The following is an 18,005-nucleotide window of genomic DNA, read 5'->3' as shown; positions in this document are numbered from 1 at the left end:
ACCGAGATGGACGGGTTTGAGGGAAACACCGGCATCATCATCATTGCCGCAACCAACCGTCCTGATGTCCTTGACTCTGCCTTGCTGCGTCCCGGTCGCTTTGATCGTCAGGTTTCCGTCGATCCACCCGACATCAAAGGTCGCCTGGAAGTGCTAGAGGTCCACGCACGCAACAAGAAGATTGCTCAGGAAGTTTCCCTGGAGGCGATCGCCCGTCGCACCCCCGGATTCACCGGAGCCGACCTTGCTAACTTGTTGAACGAGGCAGCAATCTTAACTGCCCGTCGCCGCAAAGAAGCAATCACCATGCTGGAAATCGACGATGCAGTAGACCGCGTTGTCGCAGGCATGGAAGGTACGCCGTTGGTAGACAGTAAGAGCAAGCGACTGATTGCTTATCACGAGTTAGGACATGCGATCGTTGGCACCTTGCTGAAAGCACACGATCCGGTGCAGAAAGTAACGCTGATTCCTCGCGGTCAAGCTCAGGGTTTGACCTGGTTCACACCTAATGAAGAGCAGGGCTTGATTTCTCGCTCTCAGCTGATGGCTCGAATCACTGGAGCACTGGGTGGAAGAGCTGCCGAGCATGTAATCTTTGGCGATGCTGAAGTTACCACAGGTGCAGGCAACGACTTGCAGCAGGTGACCAATATGGCGCGACAAATGGTGACTCGCTTCGGCATGTCTGACCTTGGACCACTTTCCTTGGAAAGCCAGCAGGGAGAAGTCTTCCTCGGACGTGACTGGATGTCTCGCTCAGAATATTCTGATGAGATCGCCGCCCGGATTGACGCTCAAGTTCGCACCATCGTCGAGCATTGCTATGACGATTCCCGCCGGATCATCCGCGACAACCGCGCCGTAATCGATCGCCTGGTAGACCTGCTGATCGAAAAGGAAACCATTGACGGTGAAGAATTCCGCCAAATCGTCGCGGAATACGCTGAGGTTCCTGAGAAAGAGCAATACGTGCCACAGCTCTAATTTTCACCTCGAAAAGTCCGCTTTAAAGCAAAGAGGGGGGCACCGTTGGTGCCCCCCTCTTTGCTTTGTGGGGATTAGAAACTCATTCGCTCCCAGACTAATTCTTCGGGTTGCTTCAGGTGCCAGCGCAGCAGATCAGCGGACTGACCTGCGATTAATGGTGGTAATGTTGGCAGACCGATCGCCCGTCGAGGGGCTGTCGTTGCCAGGGCGATCGCCTCTCCCACTTCACAAACGCCCCACTTCACCAAATTCTGCACTCCTACCAGCAAGGGCAGCGTTGTACCTGCTAATGTGCCGTTTTTTAACCGTGCTGTGCCGTCTTGCACCTCAATTTCGCGGTTGTCCCAGGGATAAGTGCCGTCAGGCAAACCCAGCGGTGCAAGCGCATCGCTAACCAGAAAGATGCCCAAATCGTGGGGAATGGGCGATCGCGTCCCTCGTCCAACCCGCAGCAGCAAATCGACCATGAGTGGAGAAACGTGCTGGCTGTCTGCAATCAAGCCGCAGTAGACGGTCGGATGCAGCAATGCTGCCCCCAACAGTCCTGGTTCACGGTGATGTAATCCAGGCATGGCGTTAAAGGCATGAGTCACCATAGAGGCTCCCTGGTCAAACGCAGCCTGAGCCTGAACCGCGGTTGCCTGAGAATGCCCCAAGCTAACCGTCATTCCCAAAGATTTGAGGAAAGGAATCACCGTCTCAGTAGGGTCAAGTTCTGGAGCCAGCGTGATCACTTTCACAAGGGATGCATAATCGCCCAGCACTCGCTTGACCTGATCTAGCTGCAACGGCAGCAAATATTCCTTAGGATGGGCACCTCGCTTCTCTAAATTAAGAAAAGGACCTTCTAAGTGAACCCCTAAAATTCGGGCAGATTGTGGATCGGGCTGGGACTGTTCTAGAAAAGTAGCGATAGTGTGGAGCGATCGCCCAATATTCTCAATCGAGGTCGTCACCAGGGTTGGCAGGAACCCATCCACGCCTTGTGTCCAGAGGAAACGGCAGATTTCTGCAAGCTGGTCGAGATGATTCAAATTTAGGTCAGGGAATGCCAACCCCAACGCGCCATTAATTTGTAAATCAATGCTACCTTGCGAAATCCAGTCTCCTTTTACATCTAGCACCCGCAGATCAGACGGCGGGAACTGCTTAACACCCGTAGCCATCGGTGCAGCAGTGCTAATCTTGCTCTGACGAATGCAAATTCGGTAAAGCTCTTGGTAGCCAACCAATCGAGCATTGATAATATCCAGAGAATAGTCAGGCATGGGAGATTAGCTGTAGGGACTAGTTCTTGAAACCTCTTTCAGATCCTCGCACACCCCCTGTCTTATTCCCATCCCCCACCCCCTCATCCTATGACCCCATCCCCTATTGGTATCATCATGGGCAGCGACTCCGACCTGCCAACCATGCAAGCAGCGATCGCCATCTGCGAAGAATTTGAGATTCCTTGTGAAGTGGCGATCGTTTCTGCCCATCGCACCCCAGAACGCATGGTGGACTACGCAAAACAGGCACATCTACGTGGACTCAAAGTGATCATCGCTGGAGCAGGCGGTGCCGCCCACTTACCAGGAATGGTTGCCGCTCTAACTCCACTACCCGTGATTGGCGTACCTGTTGCCAGTCGCCATCTTCAGGGCGTAGATTCGCTCTACTCGATTGTGCAAATGCCTGCCGGAATTCCCGTGGCAACCGTGGCGATCGGCAATGCCAAAAACGCCGGACTGCTGGCCGTGCAAATCCTCGCTAGCCATCAACCCGAACTGCTAGAAAAAGTGCAGCGCTATCGCCAGGATTTGAACAACCTGGTTCTGGACAAACAAGCTAGGTTAGATGAGATAGGCTATCGACAATATCTTGCAGAATCCTGAAGACGCGACATGACAGAAGCTACTCAAATCCGCCCTGCTGCCAAGCCCGCCGCTGACCTGACAATTCACTATCAGGTAGCGATGCCGCAGCCTGAAACTCACCTGTTTCAAATCACGCTCCAGATCAAAGGCTGGCAGACAGACGTGCTGGATTTGAAGATGCCCGTCTGGACACCGGGATCATATCTGGTGCGAGAATATGCCAGACACCTTCAGGATTTCACTGCTGAGACAACCGACTCAGCTAAACCGTTAGCTTGGCAAAAGCAGAGCAAAAACCACTGGCAGGTCGAAACGGCAGGCACATCAGAAATTACTGTGCGCTACCGTATTTTTGCGAATGAGCTATCCGTGCGAACCAATCATTTGGACACAACTCACGGTTACTTTAACCCAGCCGCGACCTGCTTCTATTTGCCAGGATTTGAGCATAAACCGATTCAAGTCACCATCATTCCACCCAAACCAGATTGGCAGGTTTCCACACCCTTACCAACAGCGTCAGAAGCAAATACATTTGTTGCAGCTGACTTTGACACACTGGTAGACAGTCCCTTCGAAGTGGGGAAACAGCAGGTGTATGAGTTTGAAGCATTGGGAAAACCCCATGCGCTAGCCATTTGGGGACAGGGTAACGCCCAGCCAGAGCAAATTGTTGAAGACACCCGCAAGATCATTCAGGTCGAGGCAGATCTGTTTGAGGGATTGCCTTACGATCGCTACCTCTTCCTCTTGCACCTCTCTGCTCAGGGCTTTGGCGGATTAGAACATAAAGACTCTTGCTCACTCAACTATCCGCGTTTGGGCTTCCGCTCGCCAGAACGATACAACCGCTTTATGCAGCTTGTTGCCCACGAATTCTTTCACCTGTGGAACGTCAAACGAATTCGCCCGAAAGCGCTAGAAGTGTTTGACTACGAAGCAGAAAACTACACGCCTTCCCTCTGGTTTAGCGAAGGCACCACCAGCTACTACGATCGCCTCATCCCATTACGAGCTGGCATTTACGATATCTCATTCTTCATCAAAGAACTGAGCAAAGGCATTACCCGCTTCCTGCAAACTCCCGGTCGTTTGGTGCAGCCGCTTGGCGAATCGAGCTTTGATGCCTGGATCAAACTCTACCGCCGCGATGCCAACAGCGACAACGTACAAATTTCCTATTACCTCAAAGGTGAGATGGTATCGCTGCTGCTAGATTTGCTGATTCGGGCAAAGCATGGGAATGGGCGATCGCTCGACCAAGTGATGCGCCAAATGTGGAATCAGTTCGGCAAATCCGAGACCGGCTTCACCCCTGAACAGCTTCAATCTGTGATCGAATCAGTCGCCGAAACCGACCTGTCAGACTTCTTCCATCGCTTCCTCAACACCACCGAAGAGCTACCGTTCAACCAGTATCTAGAACCCTTTGGACTCCAGCTTCAGTCCGAAGGCGAAGACGAACAGCCCCCCTTCCTGGGAATCACCGTAAAGACAGAAGCCGGACGGGAAATGATCAAATTCGTCGAAGCTGGCTCCCCAGCCCATCAGGTAGGTATCGACCCCGGTGACGAACTGTTAGCGATCGATGGACTGCGGGTCACAGCAGAGCAACTGAGCGATCGCCTCAAAGACTATCAGCCCAACCAGGTAATTCACCTCACCTTCTTCCACCAGGACCAACTGCTCACACACCCCATTCAGCTTGTAGCCCCGCGCCCCTCGCGCTATCAGATCAAGGCGAGCGAAAATCCCTCAAAAACACAGCAGAAAAACTTCTCCGGCTGGCTCGGCGCATCCCTCAAAGAAATTTGAGCCACGATTTGCACTGCCCAGCACTTAAAAAAAACCTGCCACCCACCAATGCGAAGCGCCACGTCCCCCATCCACCATCCCTTGCGGATGGTGGATGGGGGACGTGGCGCTTCGCATTGGTGGGGGTTTGGGGGCTAGCCCCCAAAAGGGATTTGGATTGAGAAATATTTCCCCAAAAAACTAAAAGATAAAAACAGTCACAGACTACACAATTCCTCCCCCACCGTACTTGTTATAACGAGTTGAGACGTTCCTCATTCTCATAACATGTTGGTCATTGCGAGGCGGGCATTCAAGTAATCGGTTCATTTAGATATGTGCCCTTTACTGAAGCTTGTCCGCCTCGTTTTTCCATCGTTGCCCATTACTCAAATAGATTGCAGCAAAAACCAATCGGGAGGCAGCTTTGTGCGGCATTGCAGGCATCATCTACCATAATCCAGCTTCTTACCAAAACCTTGGACGGGATTTGCTGTCCCTGATTCAACCCTTAGAGAGCCGAGGCCCAGATTCCTGTGGGGTTGCCCTATACAGTGACACGGACACCCAGGAACCAGGAATTTACAAGGAAGTAGGTGCGGTTAATAATCTGGCGAAAAAGTATGGACTTTACGATGTCAGCGGCAGTCATGGTATCGGACATACGCGCATGGCAACAGAATCTGTCGTAGATACCAATCATTGCCACCCCTTTACCCCTGGCTCTGGGCTATCGATTGTCCATAACGGTCAAATTTCTAACTACTACAAGCTGCGGTTTAAGTTAGAGCAGGCAGGCGTAGTATTTGAAACCCACAATGACTCAGAAGCGATCGCCCACTACATTCACCACCAGCTTTCCCTAGGCGAACCGCTAGAAGCTGCTTTGGAAAAGCTTCTGCGTGACATCGATGGAACCTACACTTTTTTAGTTGCAACACCCAACAAAGTTGCACTAGTGCGCGATAAGTACGCCGCCAAACCTGCCGTAGTTTACGAAACAGCTGAGATGGTGGCGATCGCCTCCGAATATCGCGCCCTGCTCACATTGCCCCACTTTGACCCAACCGTGCCCCTCCGTGAACCAGATGCAGGTGAAATTAACATCTGGTCAACTGTTGCAGTGACTCGTGAGCTTTTAGAGGCTAGGAGCTAGGAAGGGCTGGGGGATTAAGGATTAGGGATTAGGTTGTTTTATCTTCATTCTTTTGCTGAGATGCCTGAGACGATTCTTTCTAAGACAGTTTTGGATTGTGCAAAGTTAACCACCCGTGAAATTAACCAGCAGCTAAAAGCGCTGGCATCTGAGGGAATTGAGCAGGTGGAAGTGGTGAATCCGGCAGGACGACATAATCTGGCGATCGCCCTGGAACATCCGATCACTATTAGTTTTCAAGGTTCGGTCGGCTACTACTGCGGCGGCTTGTGTGATAGAGCAACGATTGAAATCAACGGTTCCTGTGGCTGGTCAGTCGGTGAAAATTTGATGTCTGGGCAAATTACCGTCCAGGGAAATGCCTCCGCCAACGCTGGAGCCTCGGCGCACGGTGGCAAAATTTGCATCCTGGGAAATGCTGGACCTCGCGCCGCCATCTCACTCAAAGGAGCCACCCTGATCGTCAGCGGCAATGTCGGACATAGCAGCGCCTTCATGATGCAGCAGGGACGATTTATCATTTGCGGTGATGCAGGCGAAAATCTGGGTGACTCTATTTATGACGGTCAAATCTTTGTCGGCGGCACAATCAAATCCCTAGGTGCGGATGCTCGACTTGAACCCATGACCGCTCAGGACTGGGAACTGCTCACCCAAGAACTTCACCCTCTGGGTCTGGATGCCAAAGCTTATGAGTTCAAAAAGATAGTTTGCGCTCAGGAGCTATATCACTTCAAAGCCAAAGATTTCAGCAAGTGGAAAGACGCATATTAAAGCGATCGCATTCTGTAGGTTGGGTGGAACGCAGCGAAACCAACAAATTTAAATCTTCGCGATGGTCAGCCCCTACCGGCTTAAGCAAATCGATGAACCTTACACTTGCCAAACATTGCTGTTGGGTTTCGCCTTGCTTCACCCAACTTACGTGACCTCTCGTTAATCCTTTTGAATTTTTAACTTAGAACTTCTAATGGAACCTGTTCTCAACACCAGCAGTACTTTTAACCCTGAAGTGATTCAAGCCATCCAGGAACGAGCAGAACTGGGACGCTATATGATTCGCGGATTTGGTGCATTCCGTAATGTGCCCCGGTTAGACGATCTGGTTTTTCTCACTGCCTCTCTGACTCGCCTGCCACTAGAAGGATATCGGGAGAAGTGCAGCACTAAAACGGTGTTGGGAACTCGTCACGCCAAGCGCCCGATGGAGTTAGAAATTCCGATTACGATCGCCGGAATGAGCTTTGGAGCACTGTCCCGCAACGCCAAAGTTGCCCTCGGTCGGGCTGCAACCTGGCTGGGAACTTCTACCACCACAGGCGATGGCGGCATGTTGCCCGACGAGCGAGAAGCCTCATCTAAGCTGGTCTATCAGTGTTTACCGTCGCGCTATGGCTTCAACCCTAAGGATTTGAAGAAAGCAGATGCGATCGAAATTGTGGTAGGGCAGGGCGCTAAACCGGGTGGTGGCGGCTTGTTGCTGGGGCAAAAGGTGAATCAGGTTGTGGCCGGAATGCGGACGTTGCCGGAAGGAGTGGATCAGCGATCGCCCTCTCGCCACCCCGACTGGATCGGTCCCGACGACCTGCGAATCAAAATCGAAGAACTGCGCGAAGCCACCGACTGGGAGATTCCCATTTACGTCAAAATTGGCGCAACCCGCGTCAAAGATGATGTCAAACTGGCAATCAAATCTGGCGCAGACGTAATCGTACTAGACGGCATGGAAGGCGGCACGGCAGCCACCCAAAGCATTTTTCAGGAACACTCTGGAATTCCTACGCTTCCTGCTCTGGTGCAGGCAGTCGAGGCGCTGAAGGAAAGCGGTATGTATGGAGAAGTTCAGCTTGTGATCTCGGGCGGCATTCGTTCTGGTCCCGATGTCGCCAAAGCCTTGGCTTTAGGAGCAGATGCCGTCAGCATTGGCACAGCCAGCCTGATCGCAATGGGCTGCAACAAACCCATTTACGTGGAAAGCTATCACAAACTCGGCACAGAACCTTATCACTGTCACCACTGTCACACAGGATTGTGTCCGGTCGGCATTACTACCCAGGATGAAGACCTGATGGCGCGTCTACCCGTTGAAGAAGCCGCAACTCACGTTGCAAATTACCTTCAGGCAATGGTGATGGAGGCTCAAAGTCTGGCGCGTTCCTGCGGCAAGTCTGACGTTCACAATTTGGAGCGAGAAGATTTAGTTGCACTCACTTTAGAGGCTTCGGCAATGTCCAAATTGCCTTTAGCAGGAACGGATTTTGTTATGGGGCAATGAGGCTATTTGTATTGCAATTTATGTACGATCCGGAGCTAGCAAAATTGGTGATGTAGTCAGTTCCAGATAAGCAGGAAAGCTCAAAGAGAAGGTTCATAAATTAATTGTTCTCTTGCTTTCCAAGTTAATGCCCTAAACGGCATAGCTATCCGTCAAATTTTACGGGAATGGAAGGAGAACTGACTAATGAAATCGCAAACTTCCGCTACAGAGAATTTCACAACTGAAGTTTTTGTTGAATCTGGTTTGCCCATTTTAGGCTTTTTGCTGCTCTTGATTTTGCTGTAAGGATAGCGTTCAGCTTGAAGTTGTTTGAGTAACACGATTACGTTTAGCAAATAGGTAATTCTTTACCTCTTCAAGCTGCCGCATCTTTTCATTAATTCCTTCAAGTTTAAGGTCAATTACTTTCAATTTTTCAGATGTCAGCATCGCAACGTTTCTCTAAGTATCAATCGAGTGTTTGATCTCGTTTAGAGCAAAGCCTGAAAACTTGCTTTGAGTAATGATGATTACTCGTTCTACGTTTAAAGTTACTGATCTAACGCTTCAACGCTTCTGGCACCATGCTGTGATTGATAGCGGTGGTACGGACAGGACTGGAAGTTGGAGCTTGGCGCAGTTTGGCAATGTTGCTGAGTGCTTTTTGGGCATTGGCTTTGCTGCCCCGTTCGGTAAATAGCTTGGCGGCAATTTCTAGGTCAGCGATCGCCCCTCCTCGATTTCCCAATCGCTGATAGGCAATGCCCCGATAATAGTGAACAATCGCAGTGTTGGGTGACAGAGCGATCGCCTCTGAGTAGTCTGCAACAGCCGCTTGAGGATTGCCCAACTTCTGGCAAGCCATGCCGCGATAAAAGTAGACGATTGGGTTGGGTTGAATCTGGATCGCCAAACTATAATCCGCGATCGCCCCATAGGGATCGCCCATTTCCACCCGAATAAAGCCACGATTGCAGTAGGCAGCAAGGTAACGAGGATCTAGCACAATTGCTTCGCTCAGGTCAGCCAGCGCGCCCGACTTGTTGCCCTGGTCATAGCGCACCAACGCCCGACCATTGTAGGCTGCTGCATCGCGTGGGGTAAGGGCAATCAAACTGTCGAAGTCGGCGATCGCCCCAGCCTTGTCACCCAGCCTATAGCGCGTTACCGCTCGATTCCAGTGAGCTGCGACATCTTCAGGGTCAAGTGTTGGACTATCGAAACTTTCAGTCAGCTTCTGGATCACCTCAGGGTCAGTCGTTCGCAGCTTTAGCTCCAGATTTGACAACACCGTTGTCGTCGTCAGCACCTCATCTACTCCCAACAAAGCAAACGATTGATCTGAAACCAAAAAATTCTCCCGCGCTCCCAAAACCTTAAAGCGAAAGTAATCTGGGTAGTTGCGCTTAAGCTGCAAGAGCTTGTGCAGCGTTTCCTGAATTGCCCCTCGCTGAATTGGGTCGATCGACCACTGCTGATTAATGCTGCTGAGAAACTGGACTTCGTTGCGGTCAGCCACGTGACACCAGCCCACATCAAGCTGGCGCTTCTGACTGAGCAAGGTTTCTAACTTTTGCATCAGCCCGTCATCCAAACCCGACTGCGCCAACCATTGCCAGACTAAAATCAGTCGCTCTTGAGTCTGAGTCAGCGCCTCTTCCAGAATGGCACGGCTCTTAGAAACACTCTTTCCATTCATGCTGGACTGGTGAGACTTTAGATCAAAAATCAACTCATACTGAAGCCCCGTTGGCAAAGCCTGAAGGTGACGATTCACCCCCTCCAACTCCTGATGCAATGTAGCTTCCACTCGCGTCTGAAAACTTTTTGAGTTGTTTTTAAGCGCCGCCAAGCCAACCGTCAGATCTTCCAAATGATGACGCATCATCTCCGCATCTTCAGAGGGAGGCAAATGACTCACCTGTTCCTGAAGCTGTTTGTGCTGTTCTGCTAGGGTTTGCGTAAACTGTTGCAGCGAGGCAAACTGTTCTTGGATGCTGCTCAAGTAAGCAGTCATTGCGCCTTCAGCTTGCATGTAGAGTTCTGAAGAGGCTAGATCAGAATTCTGTAAGCCATTTAGATAGGCAGTCATTGCCACCTGAGCCTCTGAAAACAAATCAGAAAAGGTTAAAGAGGGCATCAGCCCATTCATCGACGGCCCGATGCGAGCCAGACTTTCCTCCAGGTCGCTCGTCGGATCTGGGGGAATGTAACCCAACTCCAGAGTTGCTGCGGGGTCATCAACCGAATTGTTGTAGACCGTTTGGTCAAATCGGGGCAAGCTGTCAAACAGGGGATTGTAGCTCAGCTCCAGGGTCGCGGCCGGATCTTCTGCCTGGGCAGGTGGGGTAAAGGGCGGCGGATATCTTAGCTCAAGCGTTGCGGTTGGGTCGGCAATCTGGATGGGTTTCTCAACTTGCCGTCTCAGGTTAAGCGCAGTGGCTTCCACCGCAGAGAGAGATTGCTTGAGCGCTTCTTGCTGCTGCTGCATCTCTTTCATTTCAGCCATGAGTACTGACCAATCCCGTTTGGGCACCAGGGTAGAAACCATTTTGATCAGTTCTGCGACTTCCTGCTTTAGAGAGGTGGAGTCAACAGGTGGCGGTAGTTTTTGAAACTGCCGATTGAGGTGAGACACCTGATCCCGCAGGGAAACAATGCTGGGTTTGGTCAAATTGGTCAGGTTTTGCAAATTCACCCGAATTTGCACCAGTTCTGTTTTAAATTGGGCGATCGCCCCTTCTACTTCCTCCATCCGATTGGCAGGAGAAGCCTTTTGCAGGTAGTTAGTAACCCCCGCCAAGGTATCTGAAAGCTGAGCGTACTGCTCATGAATCTGGTAAATTTCTTGCCGCAGCGGTTGAATGCCCTGCTGCTCAATGGGGTCAAGCCGATCCTGAATCTCTTGCCGAATTTCTGCAACTTCGCTAGCCAGCTTGTCTAAAATTTCGCGGTTGTTGCGAGTAACTGTTTTCTTCAGGCTGCCAATCGCTTCTGGGGTGGGCAGCGACATCATCTGCTGGTTGAGCAACTCAATGTGCTTTGACACACGGCGATCGAGTTTGGAGAGGGCGATCGCCGTATTCTGTTCGCTCTGGTCTTCAAACCGCCGACGGTTAATCAGGTTTAGCAGCACCAGCACAGACAGCGGCGTGGATGCAAACAAAACCTGCTTGGACATGAGGGAGACAACCGATCCAACCCCTAAGCCGACCAGCGATAACGACTCAACTAGTTCTAACCAGTGACGTTTTTTCAAGGATGCCCTGACCTGAAGAATAAGAGTGAATGCGACTCAACCGTCAGAATGCAGATATCCGTTCTGGTGATCGAGACAATTTACTCGAATCTTCTATCAGTTTGCGAAGCAATCAGGAAATTCTTTACGGCAAAAGATATTAAGCCGGAATTTACGGAGGACAAGCTACCTTTACTCAGAATAGTCTCCGTATTGTCCTTAAGAATTCTGATTTGTTTAAGCATTAGCCCCTGTTATTAGCAGAATCATCAGGCATGATCAGGGTAGTTGGGATAGTGTGGCGCTCGCTTGGGTAAGCCAAAATTGAGGGAAACTCAAACAGCCACTGCTCAAACTGCACACTGAAAGAGGAGTTAATTATGGAACAAGGTGAACTGTTGACATTGATTATGCTGCTGACCCCCGGCTTACTGCTGTCGATTTTGGTGATGGCGGTGTTCTCTGTTGGTGGGTGACACACAATTTGCACACCTAGACGGACAAGTGTGCCTAACCACAAACTGTTTTTTTAGCTCACCGATTGCTTCGTTCTGATCCCTAAATGCTAATAGACCGACCAGTTTGAAAGGCTGAAGCATTCTATTCAGACTTCTGCTAAGAAAAGCTGCCTTCAAACTGGATTGGGCTAAACAATACAGTCGTGGAGTTGAAGTTGCAACTCTGAGGGAAGCATTATGGGGCAGTATGAACAGCAGGGTAAAACACCACAGTTGGCGATTCCTCGCTTTTGGCTCTGGTGGGCGGTGGCAACTGGAATTGCCGGGGCGCTCGTTGGAGCATTGGAAGCGTCAGGATTTCAATTCCTGGCGACTGTGTTCTTTACAGGTTTGTTTATTGGCATAGCTCAATGGTTGATCTTGCGCCACTACATTCCCAAATCCTTCTGGTGGATAGCGGTTAGTACGTTAGGGTGGTTTTTTGGACTGATGCTGATGGTGAGTTTGGATGTAGTCCTTGATCCGATCATTCAATTCTTAACCAGGCTGGGCGCGTGGCAAGTTTTTTGGATGAATTTGGTTGGTGAATTCGTTGTGCTGGCAATTTTGGGAGCCGCCCAGTTACCAATTTTGTGGCGAGCTGTTCGCAAAGCGTACTGGTGGCTTCCTGTTAGCGCTTTGGGTGGTGCGTTACAAGGCGCGAGCGGTTCGGCTGTCGCATATGTCATACAGCCAGGAGTATTGTCAGGAACATTCGTAACTGCACTGTCCTATGGATCGGGTTGGTTGACCTATGGCATCGTTACTGGAATTTGTCTGCAATGGCTACTACGCCACCAGTTTCGGTAGAAGCAAGTAACACAGCACTATAAACACACAGTAGGGGCAAAACATTTGTGATGAGGATGAATGGCTATCACCACCCATCTTCGACACAAACGCTTTGCCCCTACTTTGAAATTACAGAAATTGCAGCTAGGCTGCTGAGGGTCTAACGGCGACCGCGAACTGGGACTTTGTTGAGATAGTCGATGTCAAACGCAGAGGTGCGCTGAGCGTAGTTGATTTTGGGTGCGATCGCTGCCGCCACAGCGCGGAACTTGCGAGGATCGCCTTCGGGAAGACTGCGCTCCTGGAATTTGAGCGTGTAGAACTTCTCCAGGGTGATCCGCCAGTCGGTTTTAGCAGTTCCTGCAACTTCGCGATAGTCTTCACCGTAGCGAGGCACAAAGGTGAAGGGACGCTTCTCCATCCGCTTGCGCTGATAAGGAACAATCGAATCACCAAAGGCTTGGATGTACTCCTCACTATCGAGAAGCGCATCAACAAACCCGTGGAAGCCCAAAGTTCCAATCTTGATTGACCAGGCAATCTTCTCTTCCTGATTGTAAGGAGCACGACCCAACAACCGCTTGACGCAAATTTCCACCAAGCGGTAGTTATCATTAACGCCAACTACCAGGGTATAGAACCGCTCTGACTTCACCAACTCACGAATGAAATCACGAACGGTAATGGAGCCGTTTGCCAAGCGGGTTTCTAGCGTAATCTGGCGGTTAAATCTGAGCAAAAGCTGTTCATTAAACACTTGCCGATACGCTTCTCGAACCAAAGCTTGCAACTCTGATGGAGAATTCACGTCCTCAATTCGGTAAACGTAGGGGGTATCTTCGTTCTGATCGGATATGCCAAAGCTGCGAACCCTTTGGTTCTGACTCGATGGTTTATAGTCGAGCAACGGCAATGCCATGCTAATGTCTCCCTTCTGTATTGTGCGGTGTAAAAGTTGTCTGAAATATCAACTGCGGAGCAGCACTTACGATAGACAGTCTGGGCTAGGGATTGATTCAGACCAACACTTCTTTGGGCTTATTATCCCGTGTTTTGTTGACTGGTTATGTGATGAACTGCATTTTTTGTAAGCAAATTTCAACCCAATGGTGCAATTCTCAACATTTCGCTCAGTTTTGCTCAGCTTCAATCAGTCTCAATCCAGGAAATCCCTAACCTGCCGAACCTGAGAATGCACTCAGTGCCAGCAAGAATGCACATCCTAGCGTCAGAACGATCAACACGCCAGAAACCCGACCCCAGTTGGTGGACTTGAGGAATGTCTGAAGGTTGAACGGACGGTCAAAGTCAAGACTGAATTGATTTGCAGGCGTGTAGGGTCTAGCTGGAGGTAGCTGGTCGCGATAGTCAGCGCCATAGCGCGGGGTAAAGCTAAAGGGACGCTCTCCCATCCGCTTGCGCTGATAGGGCACAATGTTGTCGCCAAAGGCTTTAGTATACTCTTCACCATCCAGCAACAGGTCTACAAATTGATTCCACCCTTGGGTAGCAATTTGAATAGACAGCGTAATTTCCTCTTCTTTGCTGTAGGGGGCACGACCCAATAGCCGCTTTAACGCCAGTTCTACCAAACGGTAATTGTTGTTTGGCTCAACCACCAGCCTGTAGAAACGCTCTGATTTTGCTAATCCGCGAATGAAGTCTCGCACCGTGATCGAACGATTTTTAAGCCGCGTTTCTAAAACAGTTTGCCGATTAAACGACAGCGTTTCCTGTTCATTAAAGACTTGGCGATAAGCAGCCCAAATCAACGCTTCAACATCAGTGGGAGATTGAGTTTCTCCAAGCTGATAAACATGGGGAGTTTCTTCGTTCCGATCGACAACACCAAAGTTAGAAACTCGTTGGTTTTGTGTCGTTGGTTTATATTCAAGTAGCGGTAAAGACATTTTCAACCTCCTGTAATAGGATTCTGATATCTGCCAAACCTAATCTAGGATGTGTTTTAAAGCGGATTGAAAGGGTTGATTTTTCGGTTTTTTGTACCCGAAAAATCAACCATTAAAGCCTAGAGGATCTGGCTCATGCTGATACACGAAGTACTCACGGCACTCTAGCGGCAGGGGAAACCTGCGGCAGAGTTAATCGAAGCGGGCACGGGAGAAGTATCCTTGCGAGTCGTATCGGGGATGCTAATGTTGTCAGTTTTTACCTGGACAAAGTTAACGGGTTTGATTTGGAGCGATCGCGCCAAATCCAGGAAGTTCCTAACATCTCCCCACTTGTAGCGTTCCTCCTCTTGCTTATCTCGCCAGTAGTTGCTGTAACGAGGAGTCACCAGGTTAAACGGACGATCTTTGTAGCGCCGACGCTGATAGGGAATAATGCTCTCACCGAAGGAAGTCGTGTATTCTTCGCTGTCAACGAGGGCATCCACAAAACCTTCAAATCCGGTCGTCGCAATCTTGATTGACCAGGCAATTTTTTCATCGTTGTTGTAGGGTGCCCGACCCAGTAAGCGCTTCAGGGTGAGTTCTACAACGCGGTAGTTTGAGTTGGTTTCAACTACCAGGCGGCGATATACGTCAGATTTTGCCAGACCTCGAATAAAGTCTCGCACAGAGATCGAGCGATTTTTAAGCTGAGTTTCTAGCGTTTTCTGGCGGTAGCTTTGCAGCGTTTCGTGTTCGCTAAACACTTGACGATAACCTGCCCAGATTAGATCTTGAAACTCACCATCGGAGGTTGCATTGTCTAACCGGTAGATGCGTGGGGTATCTTCGTTGGGTACCTCAAAGCCAGCTACACGCTGATTTTGAGAAGAAGGTTTGTACTCAAGCAAGGGAATTGGCATGGAAAGATCCTCTAGAAAACTGTGCAGGAAACGAGTTTTAGGAGTTAATTGTTCATGGGCATGCACGAACAATTAACTCCTAACTAGACCCTTGGATTTGTGGGGATGTAGCGGTAAGGTAGAGCAACACTGGTTCGCCTCACGCTAACTTGTGAAGGAGCAGCTTCACGAGTTGAATCAGGAACCTTGACCGATGATGCTCTGGCAACGTGCCGCTGGCTGTCGAGTTGAGGTGGCAAAAGGCTTTGAGCCATGTTTAAGAAGCCAGCCGGAATAGCCTGCCGAATGATTTTCTTATCTAATGCACCAGCACCATAACTCCGCGCCTGGAAGTAAGAACGACTTGCCAGTTCCATATCCAACAGGCGACCACGCCAGTAATCCTCATAGCGAGGAGTCACCAGGTTGAAGGGACGTCCTTCCATACGACGACGCTGATAGGGAACCGTATATTCTCCAAAGTTTTGCAGGTACTCGTCGCTCTCGACCACGGCATCAATAAATCCGTGTAGCCCGCGAGTAGCAATCACAATCGACCAGGCAATTTGCTCATCTTTGCCGTAGCTTGCCCGACCTAAAAACCGTTTGAAGGTAATATCGACTAGGCGATAGTTGCTGTTGGTATCGGCAACTAATTCCCGATAGACATCGGTTTTACCCAAAGCACGAACAAACTCTCGCACTGAAATCACTCGATTTCTGAATTGCGATTCCAACGCGGGTTGACGATATTGTTCGAGGATCAAATGTTCGCTAAAAATTTGTCGATATGATGCCCAGATGATGGCATCCACGCCTGTATCCGGGGTGGTGCCCGTTAACTGATAAACAGGTGAATCATCTTCATCGGGGATGTCGTAGCCATTAACGCGCTGGTTTTGAGTTTTGGGGGTAATTTCGAGGAGGGGAAGAGGCATAAGGTTAAGTACCTTTAACTAAAATGCATACATAAAAAGCGAGACTGCCGTAGAGCAACACGGACAGCCATCAAGGTGCAGTCAGATGTTCTAACTGTTGTTGAGCCATCCAAGCTCGCGCTTGAACTGCTAAATCTGGATCGTCTGCCATTGCAGTTAATCGCTCTAGAATCCGCTCTAGAATCGCTGAACTGAGCTGAGACTGGGACGACTGAGATGGGTTGCTACTGGCGATCGCCAACGCCTGTAAACCCACAATCGCGGCATAGCGAATTGCCCAGTCCGGGTCGTGAGAGATCGTCAGCAACGTCTGCAATGCTCTGTCTTGAGCGATCGCCCGATCGCCCTTTGGCAGCTTCTCCCACCGCAGGCTTCCCAGTCCCTTAGCTGCTGCCCGACGAACGCTGGGGGCAAAATCGGTTTCCGCCGTACTGAGCAACACCTCCAGAGCGCGGGGATCGGCGATCGCCGCCAACGCCCGAAAAGAATAGGCTCGTGCCCCATAGTTGTACTCATCCAACTGCTCAATCAGCGGCGGAACCGCAACATCGCCCAGTCGAATTAGCCCCTCAACGGCAACGCTGGCGGCTTCGGGGTTGTTGTATCCCAACACGGCAATTAGGGTTGGAATGCCTGCTTCTAGACCTGAAGTTGCCAATGTGTTCACAGCCGCCACCAACCGATTGGGAGAATCGGCTTGCTCAACGGCTCGAATTAGTTCAGAAGCATCAACAGCCTTGGTCACGATCATCAGATCACCCGTAACTTCACAGAAAGAGTCGAAGCAGGAAATTAAGACAGCCAGTCAAAACAACGGTTTACTCGTCTATAGCAACGCATCCATCAGCGTCATCACCTGGGTAGCCGCAGGAGACAAGGCGACGGGGTTTGTTTGCTTGAGATTGCTCTCTAGCAGGCTTTTCAAAGCAATCATTTTGAAGCTATTCTCAACGCTGGCATGGGCGATCGCCTCAGCACCCGGTAGATAACCACTTGCACCTAAGTCGAGCAATAGCTTACGACGCAGCTTTAGATCTGCTTCGGATAGCGATCGCACCAACCTTTCTCCGTAAGCGGGGTGTTGCGTCAGCACGTACAATGACCGTGCCGCAGCATATTGCACCCGTGGAACGGGGTGTTGCAAAAACGGCTCAATCAAAGCAGCTGCCTCAGTTGCTCGTAGAGCTTCTAGAGCTTCCATGGCAGCTTCAACTGGCTTGGCTAAATGAGGTCGTCCAGGCATTAATTGAGCCGATTCTACTCCCCCAGACAGCACACTCATCATCGCTGAAATGCAGGCTGGGTCACCCAACATTCCCAAAGATTGGGCCGCTGCCGCTTGAACATAGTAGTCAGAACACTCTAAAGCTTGAAGGAGTTCTGGAACTGCGCGGCGATCGCCCAATTTGCCCAAGGCACGAGCCGCATTGCGCCGCAAAGGATAACCTCCTAGCTCAGTGCGATCGTCCTCATCATGAAGAGCCGCGATCAGCGCCTCCACTACGCCCGGACTTCCCGCCCCAAATTTGCCCAACCACCAGGCAGCATAATATCGCAGGCTCACATCTACGTGAGTTAGGTTGGCAAGTGCCGTTTCTACCGTTAACGGTTCACCATGAGGCGGCTCTAATTCAGATTCAAAGTGTGATTGAGTTAACTCTGACATTGATCTAAACGAAGGGGCAGAGAC

14 protein-coding genes and 1 pseudogene are annotated in these 18,005 nt (G+C 50.4%); 7 read left to right on the top strand and 8 right to left on the bottom strand.

Features of this window, described 5'->3' with window-relative positions; genetic code table 11:
• Nucleotides 1-987 (top strand): annotated as a pseudogene (gene ftsH2, locus H6F93_RS29945) (ATP-dependent zinc metalloprotease FtsH2); the annotation flags it as partial.
• 74 nt (nt 988-1,061) lie between these two features.
• Here the strand turns inward: ftsH2 and nagA are convergent.
• Nucleotides 1,062-2,258 (bottom strand): N-acetylglucosamine-6-phosphate deacetylase, encoded by a 1,197-nt coding sequence (gene nagA, locus H6F93_RS29940; RefSeq protein ID WP_190689135.1) that lies wholly within the window; start codon nt 2,256-2,258, stop codon nt 1,062-1,064.
• Nucleotides 2,259-2,348: 90 nt separating this feature from the next.
• Here nagA and purE point away from each other — a divergent pair, with 90 nt between their 5' ends.
• The 5 genes from purE (at nt 2,349) to H6F93_RS29915 (ending at nt 8,074) form a co-directional block, all read left to right on the top strand.
• Complete coding sequence (gene purE / locus H6F93_RS29935; RefSeq protein ID WP_190643921.1) at nt 2,349-2,867, top strand: 5-(carboxyamino)imidazole ribonucleotide mutase; 519 nt, start codon at nt 2,349-2,351, stop codon at nt 2,865-2,867.
• A gap of 9 nt (nt 2,868-2,876) precedes the next feature.
• On the top strand, nt 2,877-4,664 hold the full coding sequence (locus H6F93_RS29930) for a M61 family metallopeptidase (RefSeq protein ID WP_190689132.1): 1,788 nt from the start codon (nt 2,877-2,879) through the stop codon (nt 4,662-4,664).
• 406 nt (nt 4,665-5,070) lie between these two features.
• Nucleotides 5,071-5,799, top strand: a complete 729-nt coding sequence (locus tag H6F93_RS29925) for a class II glutamine amidotransferase domain-containing protein (RefSeq protein ID WP_190689129.1) — start codon at nt 5,071-5,073, stop codon at nt 5,797-5,799.
• Between the two features lie 60 nt (nt 5,800-5,859).
• Nucleotides 5,860-6,573, top strand: a complete 714-nt coding sequence (locus H6F93_RS29920) for a GltB/FmdC/FwdC-like GXGXG domain-containing protein (protein WP_190689126.1) — start codon at nt 5,860-5,862, stop codon at nt 6,571-6,573.
• A 196-nt stretch (nt 6,574-6,769) separates the two neighbouring features.
• Entirely contained in the window at nt 6,770-8,074 is a 1,305-nt protein-coding gene (locus tag H6F93_RS29915; RefSeq protein ID WP_190689123.1) for an FMN-binding glutamate synthase family protein, read from the top strand.
• A 541-nt stretch (nt 8,075-8,615) separates the two neighbouring features.
• On the opposite strand, the gene H6F93_RS29910 is transcribed toward H6F93_RS29915, so the two are convergent.
• Nucleotides 8,616-11,315 carry a tetratricopeptide repeat protein gene (locus H6F93_RS29910; RefSeq protein WP_190689120.1) on the bottom strand — a complete coding sequence of 900 codons (2,700 nt, stop codon included), beginning with the start codon at nt 11,313-11,315 and terminating at the stop codon, nt 8,616-8,618.
• A 674-nt stretch (nt 11,316-11,989) separates the two neighbouring features.
• Between H6F93_RS29910 and H6F93_RS29905 the strand changes: the two genes are divergently transcribed.
• Nucleotides 11,990-12,601 (top strand): hypothetical protein, encoded by a 612-nt coding sequence (locus H6F93_RS29905; protein WP_190689116.1) that lies wholly within the window; start codon nt 11,990-11,992, stop codon nt 12,599-12,601.
• Between the two features lie 142 nt (nt 12,602-12,743).
• On the opposite strand, the gene cpcG4 is transcribed toward H6F93_RS29905, so the two are convergent.
• The 6 genes from cpcG4 to cpcE all read right to left on the bottom strand — a co-directional run bounded on the left by cpcG4 (nt 12,744) and on the right by cpcE (nt 17,981).
• Nucleotides 12,744-13,502: a phycobilisome rod-core linker protein CpcG4 gene (cpcG4, locus tag H6F93_RS29900; RefSeq protein WP_190643931.1), complete on the bottom strand. Its 759-nt coding sequence runs from the start codon at nt 13,500-13,502 to the stop codon at nt 12,744-12,746.
• 253 nt (nt 13,503-13,755) lie between these two features.
• A complete protein-coding gene (locus tag H6F93_RS29895) occupies nt 13,756-14,493 on the bottom strand; it encodes a phycobilisome rod-core linker polypeptide (RefSeq protein WP_190643932.1) in 738 nt (245 codons plus the stop codon).
• Nucleotides 14,494-14,657: 164 nt separating this feature from the next.
• Nucleotides 14,658-15,398 (bottom strand): phycobilisome rod-core linker protein CpcG2, encoded by a 741-nt coding sequence (gene cpcG2 / locus H6F93_RS29890; protein WP_190689113.1) that lies wholly within the window; start codon nt 15,396-15,398, stop codon nt 14,658-14,660.
• An 83-nt stretch (nt 15,399-15,481) separates the two neighbouring features.
• Nucleotides 15,482-16,315, bottom strand: a complete 834-nt coding sequence (gene cpcG1, locus H6F93_RS29885) for a phycobilisome rod-core linker protein CpcG1 (protein WP_190643934.1) — start codon at nt 16,313-16,315, stop codon at nt 15,482-15,484.
• Nucleotides 16,316-16,385: 70 nt separating this feature from the next.
• The gene (gene cpcF / locus H6F93_RS29880; protein ID WP_190689110.1) at nt 16,386-17,066 is read right to left on the bottom strand and encodes a C-phycocyanin alpha-cysteine-84 phycocyanobilin lyase subunit CpcF; all 681 of its coding nucleotides are present in this window, start codon (nt 17,064-17,066) and stop codon (nt 16,386-16,388) included.
• 75 nt (nt 17,067-17,141) lie between these two features.
• Nucleotides 17,142-17,981 carry a C-phycocyanin alpha-cysteine-84 phycocyanobilin lyase subunit CpcE gene (cpcE, locus tag H6F93_RS29875; protein WP_190689108.1) on the bottom strand — a complete coding sequence of 280 codons (840 nt, stop codon included), beginning with the start codon at nt 17,979-17,981 and terminating at the stop codon, nt 17,142-17,144.
• Between the last annotated feature and the right edge of the window lie 24 nt (nt 17,982-18,005).

This window comes from Leptolyngbya sp. FACHB-671 (assembly GCF_014695745.1).
GTDB lineage: Bacteria > Cyanobacteriota > Cyanobacteriia > Elainellales > Elainellaceae > JAAUTN01.
The sequence above is the reverse complement of the archived record's forward strand: the minus strand, read 5'-3'. Positions and strand labels throughout refer to the sequence as shown.